General features: G+C 58.5%; 14 protein-coding genes. 5 read left to right on the top strand and 9 right to left on the bottom strand.

Features of this window, described 5'->3' with window-relative positions; translation table 11 throughout:
- Positions 1 to 123: 123 nt before the first annotated feature.
- The 3 genes from G6L01_RS21130 to G6L01_RS21120 all read left to right on the top strand — a co-directional run bounded on the left by G6L01_RS21130 (position 124) and on the right by G6L01_RS21120 (position 3,100).
- Complete coding sequence (locus G6L01_RS21130; protein ID WP_070165496.1) at positions 124 to 1,260, top strand: thioesterase domain-containing protein; 1,137 nt, start codon at positions 124 to 126, stop codon at positions 1,258 to 1,260.
- Between the two features lie 209 nt (positions 1,261 to 1,469).
- Positions 1,470 to 2,204: an SDR family oxidoreductase gene (locus tag G6L01_RS21125; protein WP_070165494.1), complete on the top strand. Its 735-nt coding sequence runs from the start codon at positions 1,470 to 1,472 to the stop codon at positions 2,202 to 2,204.
- A gap of 53 nt (positions 2,205 to 2,257) precedes the next feature.
- Positions 2,258 to 3,100, top strand: a complete 843-nt coding sequence (locus G6L01_RS21120) for a fumarylacetoacetate hydrolase family protein (protein ID WP_070165493.1) — start codon at positions 2,258 to 2,260, stop codon at positions 3,098 to 3,100.
- A gap of 167 nt (positions 3,101 to 3,267) precedes the next feature.
- On the opposite strand, the gene G6L01_RS21115 is transcribed toward G6L01_RS21120, so the two are convergent.
- The 5 genes from G6L01_RS21115 to scpA all read right to left on the bottom strand — a co-directional run bounded on the left by G6L01_RS21115 (position 3,268) and on the right by scpA (position 9,133).
- Positions 3,268 to 4,149 (bottom strand): efflux RND transporter periplasmic adaptor subunit, encoded by an 882-nt coding sequence (locus G6L01_RS21115; RefSeq protein WP_070165491.1) that lies wholly within the window; start codon positions 4,147 to 4,149, stop codon positions 3,268 to 3,270.
- Positions 4,146 to 4,355 carry a DUF1656 domain-containing protein gene (locus G6L01_RS21110; protein ID WP_070165489.1) on the bottom strand — a complete coding sequence of 70 codons (210 nt, stop codon included), beginning with the start codon at positions 4,353 to 4,355 and terminating at the stop codon, positions 4,146 to 4,148. Before G6L01_RS21110 ends, G6L01_RS21115 begins: the two co-directional genes overlap by 4 nt.
- A 5-nt stretch (positions 4,356 to 4,360) precedes the next feature.
- The gene (locus G6L01_RS21105) at positions 4,361 to 6,421 is read right to left on the bottom strand and encodes an FUSC family protein (protein WP_070165487.1); all 2,061 of its coding nucleotides are present in this window, start codon (positions 6,419 to 6,421) and stop codon (positions 4,361 to 4,363) included.
- Positions 6,422 to 6,426: 5 nt separating this feature from the next.
- The gene (locus tag G6L01_RS21100; protein WP_070165485.1) at positions 6,427 to 6,891 is read right to left on the bottom strand and encodes a MarR family winged helix-turn-helix transcriptional regulator; all 465 of its coding nucleotides are present in this window, start codon (positions 6,889 to 6,891) and stop codon (positions 6,427 to 6,429) included.
- A 103-nt stretch (positions 6,892 to 6,994) separates the two neighbouring features.
- Positions 6,995 to 9,133 carry a methylmalonyl-CoA mutase gene (gene scpA / locus G6L01_RS21095; protein ID WP_070165480.1) on the bottom strand — a complete coding sequence of 713 codons (2,139 nt, stop codon included), beginning with the start codon at positions 9,131 to 9,133 and terminating at the stop codon, positions 6,995 to 6,997.
- A 117-nt stretch (positions 9,134 to 9,250) separates the two neighbouring features.
- On the opposite strand from scpA, the gene G6L01_RS21090 reads away from it, so the two are divergent.
- Both G6L01_RS21090 and G6L01_RS21085 read left to right on the top strand, forming a co-directional pair.
- Positions 9,251 to 9,520 carry a ribbon-helix-helix domain-containing protein gene (locus tag G6L01_RS21090; RefSeq protein ID WP_070165478.1) on the top strand — a complete coding sequence of 90 codons (270 nt, stop codon included), beginning with the start codon at positions 9,251 to 9,253 and terminating at the stop codon, positions 9,518 to 9,520.
- The gene (locus G6L01_RS21085; RefSeq protein ID WP_070165477.1) at positions 9,510 to 9,872 is read left to right on the top strand and encodes a type II toxin-antitoxin system RelE/ParE family toxin; all 363 of its coding nucleotides are present in this window, start codon (positions 9,510 to 9,512) and stop codon (positions 9,870 to 9,872) included. The genes G6L01_RS21090 and G6L01_RS21085 overlap by 11 nt, the downstream gene beginning before the upstream one ends.
- Before the next feature lie 41 nt (positions 9,873 to 9,913).
- Here the strand turns inward: G6L01_RS21085 and G6L01_RS21080 are convergent, their stop codons facing one another.
- From G6L01_RS21080 to G6L01_RS21065, 4 genes are all read right to left on the bottom strand, one after another.
- Positions 9,914 to 11,914 carry an acetyl-CoA carboxylase biotin carboxylase subunit gene (locus G6L01_RS21080; protein ID WP_070165475.1) on the bottom strand — a complete coding sequence of 667 codons (2,001 nt, stop codon included), beginning with the start codon at positions 11,912 to 11,914 and terminating at the stop codon, positions 9,914 to 9,916.
- Between the two features lie 2 nt (positions 11,915 to 11,916).
- Entirely contained in the window at positions 11,917 to 12,291 is a 375-nt protein-coding gene (locus G6L01_RS21075; protein WP_070165741.1) for a hypothetical protein, read from the bottom strand.
- A gap of 39 nt (positions 12,292 to 12,330) precedes the next feature.
- Positions 12,331 to 12,708: a hypothetical protein gene (locus G6L01_RS21070; RefSeq protein ID WP_070165473.1), complete on the bottom strand. Its 378-nt coding sequence runs from the start codon at positions 12,706 to 12,708 to the stop codon at positions 12,331 to 12,333.
- A gap of 79 nt (positions 12,709 to 12,787) precedes the next feature.
- On the bottom strand, positions 12,788 to 14,320 hold the full coding sequence (locus G6L01_RS21065; protein WP_071205746.1) for an acyl-CoA carboxylase subunit beta: 1,533 nt from the start codon (positions 14,318 to 14,320) through the stop codon (positions 12,788 to 12,790).
- Positions 14,321 to 14,471 lie beyond the last annotated feature (151 nt).

The following is a 14,471-nucleotide window of genomic DNA, read 5'->3' as shown; positions in this document are numbered from 1 at the left end:
GTAGCAAATCTGCTTCGCTATGGTTGTTTTTACTATCTCCTCCACCTTGAGGCGATAGATGTTGAGGAAATGTCTGCGAGGATCGTAAATGAAGACGATTTGGGCCGGCAACGGGCTGTTCGTATGAATGTCACGGCATTGCTGGTTGATCTCTGTCGCCAGGAATTGAAACGTGCTGTGTTGCCCGACGATAATCTGCTGGAAGACGGCCTGACCATCAACAGGGCCTTGCGCATCATTGACCGGTTCTGGCGGGAAACCGCGATAGAACTGGATGTCAACAGCTTCTACCTCTGGCCAAGCCCGCAGGCGCTTGCCCGTGCCATCGAAAATGGCTCCTATTTAAACCTGCCAAAGATTGTCGAAATCAGGAAGGGTTGCGCCGACAAGACATTGATCGTCTTTGCCGGAGGCTTGAGCTGTTTTCTGGAAATACAGGACTTCATTCAGCGCTTGCACTTTACGGGCCGAATTCTTGGCATGTCCCTGACGCCGTTTGATAGTAGCAATCGTGACCCGGCTGTTGTCGCGGACGAAATTCGCACCTGTCTCTCCGCCCTGAAAGACGCTGGCATTCCCGGTCCCTATTGCTTGATGGGCTATTCCTTCGGCGGGGTTTTGGCGCTGGAACTGGCGAGCGCCATGCAAGACGCTGGCGAGGAGATTGCCTTTCTTGGCCTGATCGACACGCCTCAAAGTGAGTATAATTGGCCTCTATCCGTCTGGCTTAGTTTCATGCTGAAACGCTTGACGCGGCGGCTGAAGACCGCAAAGCCCGGGCTTGCACCAAGCGTCATACCGACCCCAGGGCAGAGCAGGCGTGACGGCGGGCTCTCCATCAGACACCCATGGATGGCAATCACCACCAGAGCCGCTGGCATCGCCACTTATTTCCGCCCATTTCTGTTTCGCTTCCGCGATCCACGCGACCCCGACTATCCGACAATGGCACCGCAATGGATCGGCAATTACCCTCCCGGCTATGATCGAATGGCCCGTCAACTTCTGCGAATGAAGGGGCTCTACCGGCCAAAACGTTATACCGGGCCTTTGACGTTCTATCGCGCACTTGGCGGATCACCGATTGATTGCGATCCGAAGACCATATGGGAGGCTTTCCTGCCGGGCGCAGAGTGGATCGACATACGCGGCAATCACCAGAGCATTGTGATTGGCCGCAATGCCGAAACACTCGCCCGCGACCTGGATCATCGGCTGAACGAATACCTCAGATGTCCATCAGATCAGCTCACCAAGTAAGCTTGACCTTACACCGTCCAGCGACCTATAGTTCATCGCGCATTCCCCGTAATGCATTATTTATACATCATAATTTCCCCTTGAAATGGAAGAGGATCAGGCGGAAATTCTGCAATAATCCGGTGGTATCGATAGGAAGACGAGCGGTTCGTGCACCAAAGCCCCCCCTTCGTCCCCTTAAAGCCTGCCCGAACCAGGAGGAAAATCCAATGTCGTCGTCTCTTGCTGATAAAAAAGTGCTGATAACAGCCGCTGGCCAAGGCATAGGCAGGGCCAGTGCGTTGGCCTTTGCCCGCGCCGGCGCCACGGTCGTTGCCACTGACATCAATGAGCAGGCGCTGGCCAGCCTGGAGGCGGAGGCCGGCATTATCACACGCCGGTTGAACGTTTTGAAGGACGACGAGGTCAAGGCGGTGATTGCCGAAACCGGTTCCTTCGACGTGCTGTTCAACTGCGCCGGTTTCGTTCATGCTGGCTCGGTCCTCGATATGAAGGACGAGGAATTGGACTTTGCCTTCGACCTCAATGTGCATGCCATGGTGCGTACCATCCGCGCCGTGCTGCCTGCAATGATCGAAAAAGGCGATGGCGCGATCATCAATATGTCTTCGGTCGCCTCCAGCGTGAAAGGTGTCGCCAACCGCTGCGCCTATTCCATCACCAAGGCTGCCGTGATCGGCCTGACCAAATCCGTCTCCGCCGAATATGTCGCCCAGGGCATCCGCTGCAATGCCATCTGCCCCGGGACGGTGGAAAGCCCTTCGCTTCAGGACAGGCTGAAGGCGCAAGGCGATTATGAGGCGGCCCGCGCCGCCTTCATCGCCCGCCAGCCGATCGGGCGGATCGGCACGCCGGAAGAGATCGCCGATCTTGCCGTCTATCTGGCCGGCGCCACCTATACGACCGGGCAGGCCTACGCCATCGACGGCGGCTGGTCGATTTAGAGTTCGCCTTAAATTTCAGCCAGAGTGCTTGGAAACATGAAAGGAAATACCCGATGAAACTGATGCGCGTTGGCCCGATTGGCCAGGAAAAGCCAGCCCTTCTCGATAGCGATGGCAAGATTCGCGATCTCTCCGCCCATGTAACCGATATCGGCGGCGCGGCGATTTCGCCGGAAGGACTGTCGCAACTGGCAGCGCTCAATCCAGCGACCCTGCCGGAACTTGCGCCCGGCCGGATCGGCGCCTGCGTCTCCGGCACTGGCAAGTTCATCTGCATCGGCCTCAACTATTCCGACCATGCCGCAGAAACCGGCGCAACCGTACCGCCTGAACCGGTGATCTTCATGAAGGCGACTTCAGCGATTTGCGGTCCTAACGATGAAGTATTGATCCCTCGCGGCTCGGAAAAAACCGACTGGGAAGTCGAACTTGGCGTCGTCATCGGCAAGACGGCAAAATATGTGTCCGAGGCAGATGCCATGGACTATGTCGCCGGTTATTGCGTTTCCCATGACGTGTCCGAGCGCGCCTTTCAGACCGAACGAGCCGGTCAATGGACCAAGGGAAAATCCTGCGACACGTTCGGCCCGATCGGTCCCTGGCTGGTCACCAAGGACGAGATTGCCGATCCACAGAACCTGAAAATGTGGCTGACCGTCAATGGCGAGACCATGCAGGACGGCTCCTCCAAGACCATGGTCTATGGCGTCGCCTTTCTCGTGTCCTATCTCAGCCAATTCATGAGCCTGCATCCAGGCGATGTGATCTCCACCGGCACACCGCCCGGCGTCGGCCTCGGCATGAAGCCACCGCGCTTCCTGAAAGCAGGCGACGTGGTTGAACTAGGCATCGAAGGTCTCGGCACTCAGAAACAGGCATTCATCGCCGACCTCTGAGGTTTTCGTGGTCCCTGCATCCCTCGTGGTTCAGTCCGCATCACGACAGGCAAGCATCAGCATATCAGCCCCGGCAATACATGCCGAGGCTTGAGATATAAGGGATCGCTGTGGATTACTGCATAATTACGTAAACCGGAATCGGTTGAAGGAATTAGGCAGGATCGTTACTTCTGAGCAGCCTGAGCTTCCGGCTGGATGTCCACTGTGGCCGTCAGGCCGGAGATCAGCCTTGTACCATCAGGGACATTTTCGAGATGAATGCGCACCGGCACGCGCTGCGCCAGCCGGACCCAGTTGAATGTCGGGGTGATATTGACCAACAGGCCGGAGCTGGAATCGCGCTCGCGGTCCTGGATGCCGGTCGCCATGCTTTCTACCCGGCCAGTCAACACGGTTTTCTGTCCCATGATCCGCACGGACGCCCGGTCACCTTCACGAATGCGCTGCAATTTGCTTTCCTCGAAATAGGCTTCAACCCGCAGCGTATCGGTGTTGACCACGGCGACCGTAGCCGTACCCCTGTTAACGAAATCGCCGACCTGAAGAGAGAAATTGCTCACCGTGCCGTTGACGGTGGATTTGACTTCAGTGCGATCCAGATCGAGCTTGGCAACGTCGCGGCTGGCGAGGGCCTTGTTATAGGAAGCCTGCGCCTGCTCCTGAGCAGACACCGCCTTGTCGCGCGCCTGGGCCGAAGCGGAATCGCCAAGCCGCTCTTCGCGTTGGCTTTCGCGGACAGCCTCATCCAGCGAGGATTTCGCCTGATCGAGATCGGCCTGGGCCTGCTCCAGCGCCAGCTCGAACCGTTTTGCATCGACCCTGAACAGAACATCGCCCTTGCGGACGGTCTCATTGTCCTTCGCCAGCACCTCGCTGACCGGACCGGTGACATCAGGTGCGATCGACGCGACATCGGCGCGCACGCGCCCGTCGCGCGTCCATGGCTCCTCCATATAATAGACCCAAAGGTGATAGCCGGCAAAGAGTGCGGCAACAACGACAACCAGGGTGACAGCGACCCTGCCGAGAGATTTCAACATCGTCATGAGACAAACCAGCGTGTTAGAAAGGAAAGACCTGCCGTCAGCAGGACAAAGAGTGCAACATCGAAAAGGCCACGATGCCAGATGAGCCCATAGGCACCCATCCAGGCCAGCAGCTTGCGGATCACTATGCTGATCAGCAAGGCGATCAGCATCACCACGAAAAGGCGCGGGACATAGACGCCGTAGATATCGAATTCGGTCGGCATTGAGGTTACTCTGCTGCAAAAGAAAGTTGGTTGAGCTCGGACCTTGTGGACAGACTTGGCGGTGGCGATTGCACAAACAGCACGCGCCGGAGGCCGACCAGCGCGTCGGTAACACGGCGCCCGACATCGCCCTCGTTGCGCATGACCGTCTCCAGCGCCCGGTCGATGGTATCTTGCAATTGCGGCTGCGCCGACCCTGACCCACCCCGCTTCAGCCGACGCCGGTAATGGTCTGCAATGCCAGCCAGCACATCCGAGATGAGCTTGCCGCTTTCACGCCCAAGCGATGGCCGCTGCTGTTGCAGCGTCACCACATTGAAGCCAAGCCGGACATCGGCAAAGCCATCGACGTCGCCGAGATCGCGCGCATTCAACGCCGCCAACCGGGGGACAAGCTGCCCAAGCCGGTCGAGACTGCGGCTGGAAAGGCGGTCGACATCTCCCGATCGCGATCCAGAGGCCGTATCGGCAAGATCCCGCCATCCCGACTTCATTAACCGCCGGGCCGCCAGTTCTGCCCCGAAAGGCTGGGCGACGGTGACCCAGAGTTGGGCAAAACCGAGGCCAAGCAGGGTCGCCAGCCCGCCATTGGCAAAGCTGGTCAGATCCGCGGAATACTGGTCCTGAATGGCGATCAGCGTAGCGCTGTTGACCGCCAGCAACATGAAAAACATGCCCATTTGCGGATTGCTCATCTTCAACCCGATGAAAATGAACATCGGCGCCAGCGTCAGCACCAACATTTCAAAAGACGTCACAGCCGGGAGAATGGCAAACAGATAGACGAAGGCCACGACAATCGACAGCGCCGTCCAGATCAGCATCTTGCGGATCATCGGCGCAGGCCGGTCCTGGGCGGCAAAAAACGAACAGGACACCGCGACCATGGAAACGAAACTCGACCCCTGGCTCCAGCCGCTGGCAATCCAGAATGCGCAGGCCAATAGAATGCCCACCACAACGACGGCAACTTTCATGGCCAGCAGTGCATGGTCGAAATGCCGGGAGCCCGTCAGGATACGTCTGGTGTGCAGGAGCGGCAAAGTCTCCGCCGCATGGCCGCCGCTGGCGATGTGATCGCGCAGTGTCAGGCAATCCTGCCAGAGTTCAACGACATCCTTCAGCCGGGTCAGCAGGCTCGACATGACGAGATCATCCCAGCCAGCTGGCTTATCCCGCTTTTGCAGGGCATCGATCCGAGCCAGCAGGCTGGCGCCAGCCTTTTCCGTCTCAACCCCGCCACCCAGTTTGAACCAATCGGCGATATCATTGAGAAGGGCGATGAGGGTGTCATCCAGGCCTGATTGCTGTTTGACAGCATGCAGCCGGTCTGCCAGCGACGAAAACACGGGCAGCAGCATCAAAAGCCGGCCGCGCAGCTCCCGCGCTTGGCCAACGACATCCTTGGTTCCTGGATCGTAACTCAACTGACTGATCATCAGGTCAAGACTGGACACGTCAGAGGCCAATTGCTGGCGCTTCAGCGGGGTGGACGGTATTGCACCTTCGCCGCGCAAGATATCTTCGGCCCAGGCACCGGCATCGGCCAGCCAGACATTAATCCGATCACTGAACAGTCGCCCGATACTGGAGGGAAACACCACCTGATTAACGAGCGTGGCGCAGAGAATGCCCAGGGTAATTTCCTCGGACCGCGCCAGCGCGACATCGAAGACGCCGCCGGGATCACTGACGCTGGGCAAAGCAATCAGCGGCAACGTGTAACCAGCCAGCATGAAAACATAGGCACGCGCCGAACGGTCCAGCATCGACAAAAACAACAGCGTTCCAGTCCAAAGCGCCACGGCCAGGGATAAAAGCTCCGGCGCATTGACGAAGACCGGTACGAACACAACCGCAGCACTGGCACCCAGCAATGTGCCAAGCACACGGTACAGTGCCTTGGATTTGGTGGCCCCCGCGAAGGGGTTGGAAACGATATAGACTGCCGAAACAGCCCAATAAGGCCGCGACAGATCAAACATCAGGGCAAGATAAAGGGCCAGCATGGCGGCCGCGAAAGCCTTGCCGGAAAACACCCAATCTCTCCAGGTTGGTGCGACCATCGACCCTAGTCCTTCTTGTCCCGGCTCGCCCGCATATCGACGCAGCGTTGCTGAAACTCCATTAAAACGCGCAGGGTCGTTTCAAGATCCGCCTGGGAAACGCCTTCAAAGGCCCCTGCCCGTTCGTCGTCCAGCACAGCTTCTATCCGCGCCGCCATGTGCGAGCCTTCCGGCGTCAACCAAAGGCCCTTGGCCCGTCTGTCGGTGGGGTCGTCCTTGCGCATGACCATTCCCGAGGCTTCAAGCTGATCGAGCAGCCGCACCAGCGAAGGCCCTTCGATGCCGACATGTTCGGCAAGGGTGATCTGGCGAATACCGCCCCCTAACCGGCCAATCCACACCAGCGGCGAAGCACAGGCCTCGGAAATTCCATGTTCGGCCAGGATCACATCGATCGTTCGGCGCCAGAGGCGCGCGGCCGAAAACAGCTGACTGGTCAAACGTCTGCGCGTGTCGAGATCATTGTTCATGGCCCCTTGATAGCACAGATATAATTAGTATTCAAACTATTTTGATAAAAATAATACCATCACCTATATGCGCTCCGAAAAACTCCAAACCTTCAGCGTGGCATTATTGGTTTCGCAATCGTCCCTGCATGAGATCAATGACGGCGCGGGCGGCCTCCAGCACGTTTGTTCCTGGGCCGAAGACGGCTGCGACGCCGTGGTCGAGGAGGAATTGATAGTCCTGTCTTGGGATGACGCCGCCGACCACGACGATGATGTTTTCCGCACCTTTAGCCTTGAGCGCGGCAACCAATTGTGGCGCAAGGGTTTTATGGCCTGCGGCCAGCGAGGACATGCCGACGACCTGCACCTTGTGGCCGATGGCCAGATCAGCGGCCTCTTGCGGGGTCTGGAACAGCGGACCGGCGATGACGTCAAAGCCAATATCGCCAAACGCCGAGGAAATGACTTTGGCACCTCGGTCATGACCATCCTGGCCAAGCTTGGCCACCATGATCTTCGGCTTTGCACCCAGCACCGTGGCAAAATCCGATAGCTGGCCGACAAGCGTCTGATATTCGGGATCGTCGTGATAGCGGTCGCCGTAGACCTTGGACACCACTTTGGGCACGGCGGTGTGATCGCCAAACACCGAGCGCATGGCATCGGATATTTCTCCCACGGTGGCGCGGGCGCGGGCGGCATCGACGGCGGCGGCCAAAAGGTTGCCTTCTCCCGTTTTGGCAATGCGGGTCAGTTCCACCAGGCTCGCCTCCACCGCTTTTGCATCCCGGCGGCGCTTGGTGTCTTCAAGGCGCTTGATCTGGCCAACACGGACAGTGGCATTGTCGATATCGAGAATGTCGATCTCGTCCTCGGTTTCCAGCCGGTATTTGTTGACGCCAACGATCACCTCCTCGCGGCGGTCCACAGCCGCCTGGCGACGGGTGGCAGCCTCCTCGATCAGGCGTTTGGGCAGGCCGTCAGCCACCGCCCTGGTCATGCCACCCAGACTTTCCACCTCTTCGATCAGCGCCCAGGCCGCATCCGCCAGTTCCTTGGTCAGGCTTTCGACATAGTAAGAACCAGCCAGCGGATCGACCACCTTGGTCACCCCGGTTTCATGCTGCAAGATCAGTTGGGTATTGCGGGCAATGCGCGCGGAGAACTCGGTAGGAAGCGCAATGGCTTCATCGAAGGAATTGGTATGCAGCGATTGCGTACCACCCAGCACCGCCGACATCGCCTCAAACGCCGTGCGGACAATGTTGTTATACGGGTCCTGCTCTGCCAGCGACACGCCAGATGTCTGGCAATGGGTGCGCAGCATCAACGAGCCCGGATTTTTGGGGTTAAACTCCTGCATGATCCGGGTCCACAGCAGCCGGGCGGCCCGCAGCTTTGCCGCTTCCATAAAGAAATTCATGCCAATGGCGAAGAAGAACGACAGGCGGCCTGCGAAGGCATCGACATCCAGGCCCTTGGCGAGCGCTGCCCGCACATATTCACGGCCATCGGCCAGCGTGAAGGCCAATTCCTGCACCAGCGTCGCACCTGCCTCCTGCATGTGATAGCCGGAGATCGAGATCGAGTTGAACTTCGGCATCTCCCGGGCGGTATAGTCGATAATATCAGCGACAATCCGCATCGAAGGCTCAGGCGGATAGATATAGGTGTTGCGGACCATGAACTCCTTCAGAATATCGTTCTGGATGGTGCCCGACAATTTATCACGCGAAACGCCTTGTTCTTCGCCCGCTACAATGAAGTTCGCCAGGATCGGAATGACCGCGCCATTCATGGTCATCGACACCGACATCTCACCCAGCGGAATGCCGTCGAATAGGATTTTCATGTCCTCGACACTGTCGATCGCCACACCCGCCTTGCCGACATCGCCTTCGACGCGCGGATGGTCGCTGTCATAGCCGCGATGGGTGGCTAGATCGAAGGCGACGGATAGTCCCTTCTGTCCAGCCGCCAGATTGCGCTTGTAAAAGGCATTGGAGGCTTCCGCCGTGGAAAACCCGGCATATTGGCGGATCGTCCAGGGCCGCCCGGCATACATCGTCGCGCGTGGCCCACGGGTGAAGGGCGCAATGCCAGGCAGGCTATCGAGATGATCCATGCCAGCAAGATCATCTGCCGTATAAAGCGGCTTGACGGCAATGCCTTCCGGCGTTTGCCAGGTCAGGCTGTCCGGACTGGCTTTCAGCTCCTTTTCGGCCAAAGCGCGCCAATCTGCAACCGTCTTCTTCGACATCGATTAATCCCTCCACCCTTGCAGACGAAAGACGACATTCAAGCGCCTGTCCGTCAGCTTGATTTTAATGCGACTGAGTAGTATTTTCGATAGCTAACTCTTGAGGAGCCTGTCCCCATGTCCGTGAAAGCCTCCGTTTCCATCTCCGACCAGCAAGACAGGTTTGCCCGCAAGCTTGTGGAAGACGGGCGGTATTCAAGCCTGAGCGCCGTTGTGCAGCGCGGTCTTGAGCTGCTTCGGGAGGAAACAGAGATGAAGGAAGCGGAAGTTCATGCATTGCGCGCGCTGATCGACGAGCGCAGCAAAGGTCCGTTCCTGAGCGCCGAGGAAAGCAGCCGGACAATCCAGCAGATGATCGCTGCGAAAAAGTCTTTCTATGGCCTTTGACTTGGTGCGGTCTGCCGCCAGCAATCGAGATCTTGACCTGATCTTCGATCACCTTATCGAAGCCTGTTTGTCTTTCGGAGATGCGATACAGGAAGCGTTTGATCGCGCCTCGGCACGTCTTCAAGCGATCGACGATGATTTGAAGGCGCTGGTCCATGCGCCCTTTCAGGGAACATTGCTGCCAACTATCGGGCCGGACTTGCGCCATGTGACGAAAAATCGTGCCATCATTTATTTCAAAGTCGATGAGGTTAAAAACCAGGTCCAGATCCTGGCCATCTTTTTCGGCGGACAGGACCATCAAAGACATATGCTGGCGCGACTGGGTGAGCGGCAGGGCGATGATGCCTGATCCTTGGCTACCCGATCTTTGGCCAAAAACACATTTGCCCATCACTCGAATTCCATGATCAGTTCGTCCACGGCGAGGCTTTGGCCAGCCTTGGCAACAAGCCTCTTCACCACGCCTCGCCGCTCGGCCTTCAGGATGTTTTCCATCTTCATCGCCTCCACGGTCGCCAGCGCCTGACCGGCCTCAACGGCGTCCCCTTCAGCAACCGCAATGCTGGTCACCACGCCTGGCATTGGGCACAGCAGCATTTTTGACGTGTCGGGCGGTAATTTCCGGGGCATAAGCCGGGCAAGCTCGGCGACGCGCGCACTGCGAACATGTGCCACGACATCCATCCCCCGCCAGCGCAGGCGGATAGCAGGCCCCTTGAGATCAATTTTAAGCCCGATGTTTTGGCCATCGACGGCAAAAATTGCCAGCGTCTGGCCAGGCTGCCACACACCATCGACCGCGATCACGCCGCCATCGGCAAACGTCACGTTGCCAAGGTCAGCTGAAAGCGTCAGCGCATAACGCCGGTCTGCCAGTTCCACCACCCAGTCACGGCCAATAGTGCGGGCGTGATTGCCCATGGTGCCGGAGACCTGTGCGGCTCGGGCCTCGCGTCGCTGGTGGACAAGGGCTGCAATGGCGGCCAACGTCCGACCCGATGCCTCATCCGGCTCGACCCCGGAAAAGCCCTCAGGAAATTCCTCGGCGATGAAGGCCGTTGTGATCTTGCCGGAGCGAAAGCGCGGATGCTGCATGACCGCCGACAGAAACGGCAGATTATGGCCAATGCCCTCGACTTCGAACCGGTCCAGCGCCGCACTCATCGCATCGATGGCGGTGATCCGGTCAGGCCCCCATGTACACAGCTTGGCAACCATCGGGTCGTAATACATCGAGATTTCCCCGCCCTCGAACACCCCGGTATCGTTGCGGACCACCGTGCCATCGGCTTGCTGGCCTTCGCTGGGCGGGCGGTAGCGTGACAGTCTGCCGATCGACGGCAGGAAATTGCGATAGGGGTCTTCGGCATAAAGCCTGCTTTCGACCGCCCAGCCGTTCAGCGTCACATCCCCTTGCGTAAAAGCCAGCCTCTCGCCCGACGCCACCCGGATCATCTGCTCGACCAGATCAAGCCCGGTGATCAGTTCCGTCACCGGATGCTCCACCTGCAAGCGGGTGTTCATTTCCAGGAAGTAGAAATTGCGATTGCCATCGACGATAAATTCCACCGTGCCAGCGGAATAATATCCAACCGCCTTGGCCAGCGCCACGGCCTGTTCGCCCATCGCCTTGCGGGTGTCCGCATCCAGAAACGGCGATGGCGCTTCCTCGATCACCTTCTGGTTTCGCCGCTGGATCGAGCATTCGCGCTCGCCGAGATAGAGCACAGTGCCATGCTTGTCGCCCAGCACCTGGATTTCGATATGACGGGGTTGGTCAACGAATTTCTCGATAAAGATCCGGTCGTCGCCAAATGAGTTCATCGCCTCGTTCTTGGAGGACTGGAAACCCTCGCGCGCCTCGGCATCATTCCAGGCGATGCGCATGCCCTTGCCACCGCCACCGGCAGACGCCTTGATCATCACGGGATAGCCGATCTGAGCGGCGATTTTGACCGCTTCTTCGGCATCGGCAATCAGCCCCATATGGCCGGGTACGGTGGACACCCCCGCCTCTGCCGCCAGTTTCTTGGAGGTGATCTTGTCGCCCATCGCCTGAATAGCGCCGACCGGCGGGCCGATGAAGGCGACGCCCGCCTTGTCCAGCGCCTCGGCAAAGGCGGCATTTTCCGACAAGAACCCATAGCCGGGATGCACCGCATCCGCGCCGGTCTGCCTGATCGCATCGAGGATCTTGTCGATAACGATATAGGATTGGTTGGACGGCGACGGGCCGATATGCACCGCCTCATCCGCCAGCTTGACATGCAGCGCATTGGCATCGGCATCGGAATACACAGCGACAGTGGCAATGCCCATCCGCTTGGCGGTCTTGATCACCCGGCAGGCGATTTCACCACGGTTGGCGATCAGGATTTTGGAAATTGCCATGGTTACACTCCCGCCGTGTCGTCAAAGGCCTGCGGAAAGTTCTTCCGGGCCAGCTTTTCGTTGAGTTTCAGTTTGGCCGTATAGGAGGCCGGGTCAAAACCCCGCTCCGCAGCCAGAAGCTCCCGGCCAAACAGACGGCACAGCCGCTCGCCATCCAGATTGCCGCGCTCAAAAGGCTCTGCGCCAAAATATTCCCAAAGCGCCCGCACAAAACCGATATCCGCCAGCGCCACGGTCTGGTCCATGGTGCGGTGGCGTGGCATGGAGGTGAGCTTTGTCACGTTGGAATTGGCGCGCCGCAGCGTGAACTGCCATTGCGTACCGAGAAGGCCCGCCGGGAACCCGCGATGCTTCGGCATCTCAGACACTTTAACCATCATGCAGCATCCGGTTGAAACAGGAGATGAACCATCGCATCACACCTCAAACACATCGTCGAAGGATTCCGGAAAGCTGTGGCGCGCCACGCGCTCATCGATGCGCAGCAGCGCTTCATAGGACAGCGGATCGAAATCCTTTTCAACCGCCACCACTTCGCGGCCAAACAGCAGGTTGAGCCGGGCCGCATCCAGATTGCCGCGCTCAAAAGGCTCCACGCCGAAGTGATGCCAGAGGGCATGCAGGAAAGCCGCATCGATACGGTGTTCCTTGGTGCCGGGATAGGCCTTGCGCGGCATGGCCTTGATGGGGGTGACGCCCCGGGGATTGGCCCGGCGAATGGTGAACTGTACACCTGTTCCGGGCATGCCGGAGGGAAATCCACGGTGCTTGGTCATATCAGGGGCTTTGGACATCCATGCCACCCTTTCTTGTCTGCCGGAACAGGTCCGATCTTGTTGTTGAAGTAAACCCGCTATCAAAGTGGGCCAGTTTTTAAAGCGGAATGGTGTCGTGTTTCTTCCAATGGGTCGTCACCTGCTTGCCCCGCAGCGAGGCAAAGGCCCGGGCGATGCGTTTGCGTGACGAATGCGGCATGATCACCTCATCGATAAAGCCGCGCTCGGCCGCCACGAAGGGATTGGCGAAGCGCTCCTCATATTCCCTGGTGCGCGCCGCGATCTTTTCCGGGTCGCCAAGTTCGGAACGATAGAGAATTTCAGTCGCGCCCTTGGCTCCCATGACGGCAATTTCCGCCGTCGGCCAGGCATAGTTCACGTCAGCGCCAATATGCTTGGAGGCCATCACGTCATAGGCACCACCATAGGCCTTGCGGGTGATCAGCGTCACCATCGGCACGGTGGCCTCAGAATAGGCAAACAGCAGCTTGGCACCGTGTTTGATGACCCCGCCATATTCCTGCGCCACGCCAGGCAGAAAGCCCGGCACATCCACCAGCGTCAGGATCGGAATGGAAAAAGCATCGCAAAACCGCACGAAACGGGCCGCCTTGCGCGAGCTATCAATATCCAGGCAACCCGCCAGCACCATCGGCTGGTTGGCAACCACACCGACCGTCTGGCCTTCCAGCCGGATGAAACCGGTGATGATGTTCCTGGCAAAAGCCTCCTGAAGCTCGAAGAAATCGCCCTCATCGGCCAGCGCGTGGATCAGTTCCTTCATGTCGTAAGGCTTGCTGGAACTGTCGGGGATCAGCGTATCCAGCCGCATTTCAAGCCGGGCCGGATCATCGTAGAACGGCCTGCTCGGCGGCTTTTCGCGGTTGTTCAGCGGCAGAAAGTCAAATAGCAGCCGTACCTGTTCCAGCGCCTCGACATCGTTTTCATAGGCGCCATCGGCCACCGAGGATTTCTTCGTGTGCGTCCCCGCCCCGCCCAGTTCTTCCGCCGTGACGATTTCGTTGGTCACCGTCTTCACCACATCAGGGCCGGTGACGAACATGTAGGACGTGTCACGCACCATGAAGATGAAGTCGGTCATGGCAGGCGAATACACCGCCCCGCCCGCACATGGCCCCATAATCACCGAGATCTGCGGAATGACCCCCGACACTTCGGCATTGCGGCGAAACACTTCCGCATAACCGGCAAGCGACGCCACGCCTTCCTGGATCCGCGCCCCGCCCGAATCGTTGATGCCGATCACCGGCGCGCCGACCCGAACCGCCATATCCATGATCTTGCAGATCTTCTGCGCATGGGTTTCTGACAGCGAACCGCCGAGCACGGTAAAATCCTGGGAAAACACATAGACCTGCCGCCCATTAATCGTCCCCCAGCCGGTGACGACGCCATCGCCCGCCACTTTCTGACCATCCATGCCGAAATCTGTGCAGCGATGGGTGACATACATATCGTATTCTTCAAACGAGCCTTCATCGAGCAAGATCTCGATCCGCTCGCGCGCCGTCAGCTTGCCCTTGGCATGCTGCGCGTCAATCCGCTTTCCCCCACCGCCAAGACGGGCCTCGGCGCGGCGGCTTTCCAGCTGATCCAATATTGTCGGCATGTGATCCTCATCCTGTGTCACGCGGACCTTAAAGCATAAAAGCTTAAACCGGAATCGGCTTAAGGTATCATGCAGAAAAGACATTTTATGCGGCGGGACCGTGATGCCCAATGAGAAAAGCCGCAATGGCAACAGAGTGCAATTGCGGCTT

Origin of the sequence: Agrobacterium vitis, assembly GCF_013337045.2 — a bacterium.
Lineage (GTDB): Bacteria > Pseudomonadota > Alphaproteobacteria > Rhizobiales > Rhizobiaceae > Allorhizobium > Allorhizobium vitis_B.
This window is presented reverse-complemented; position numbering and strand designations above follow the sequence as displayed.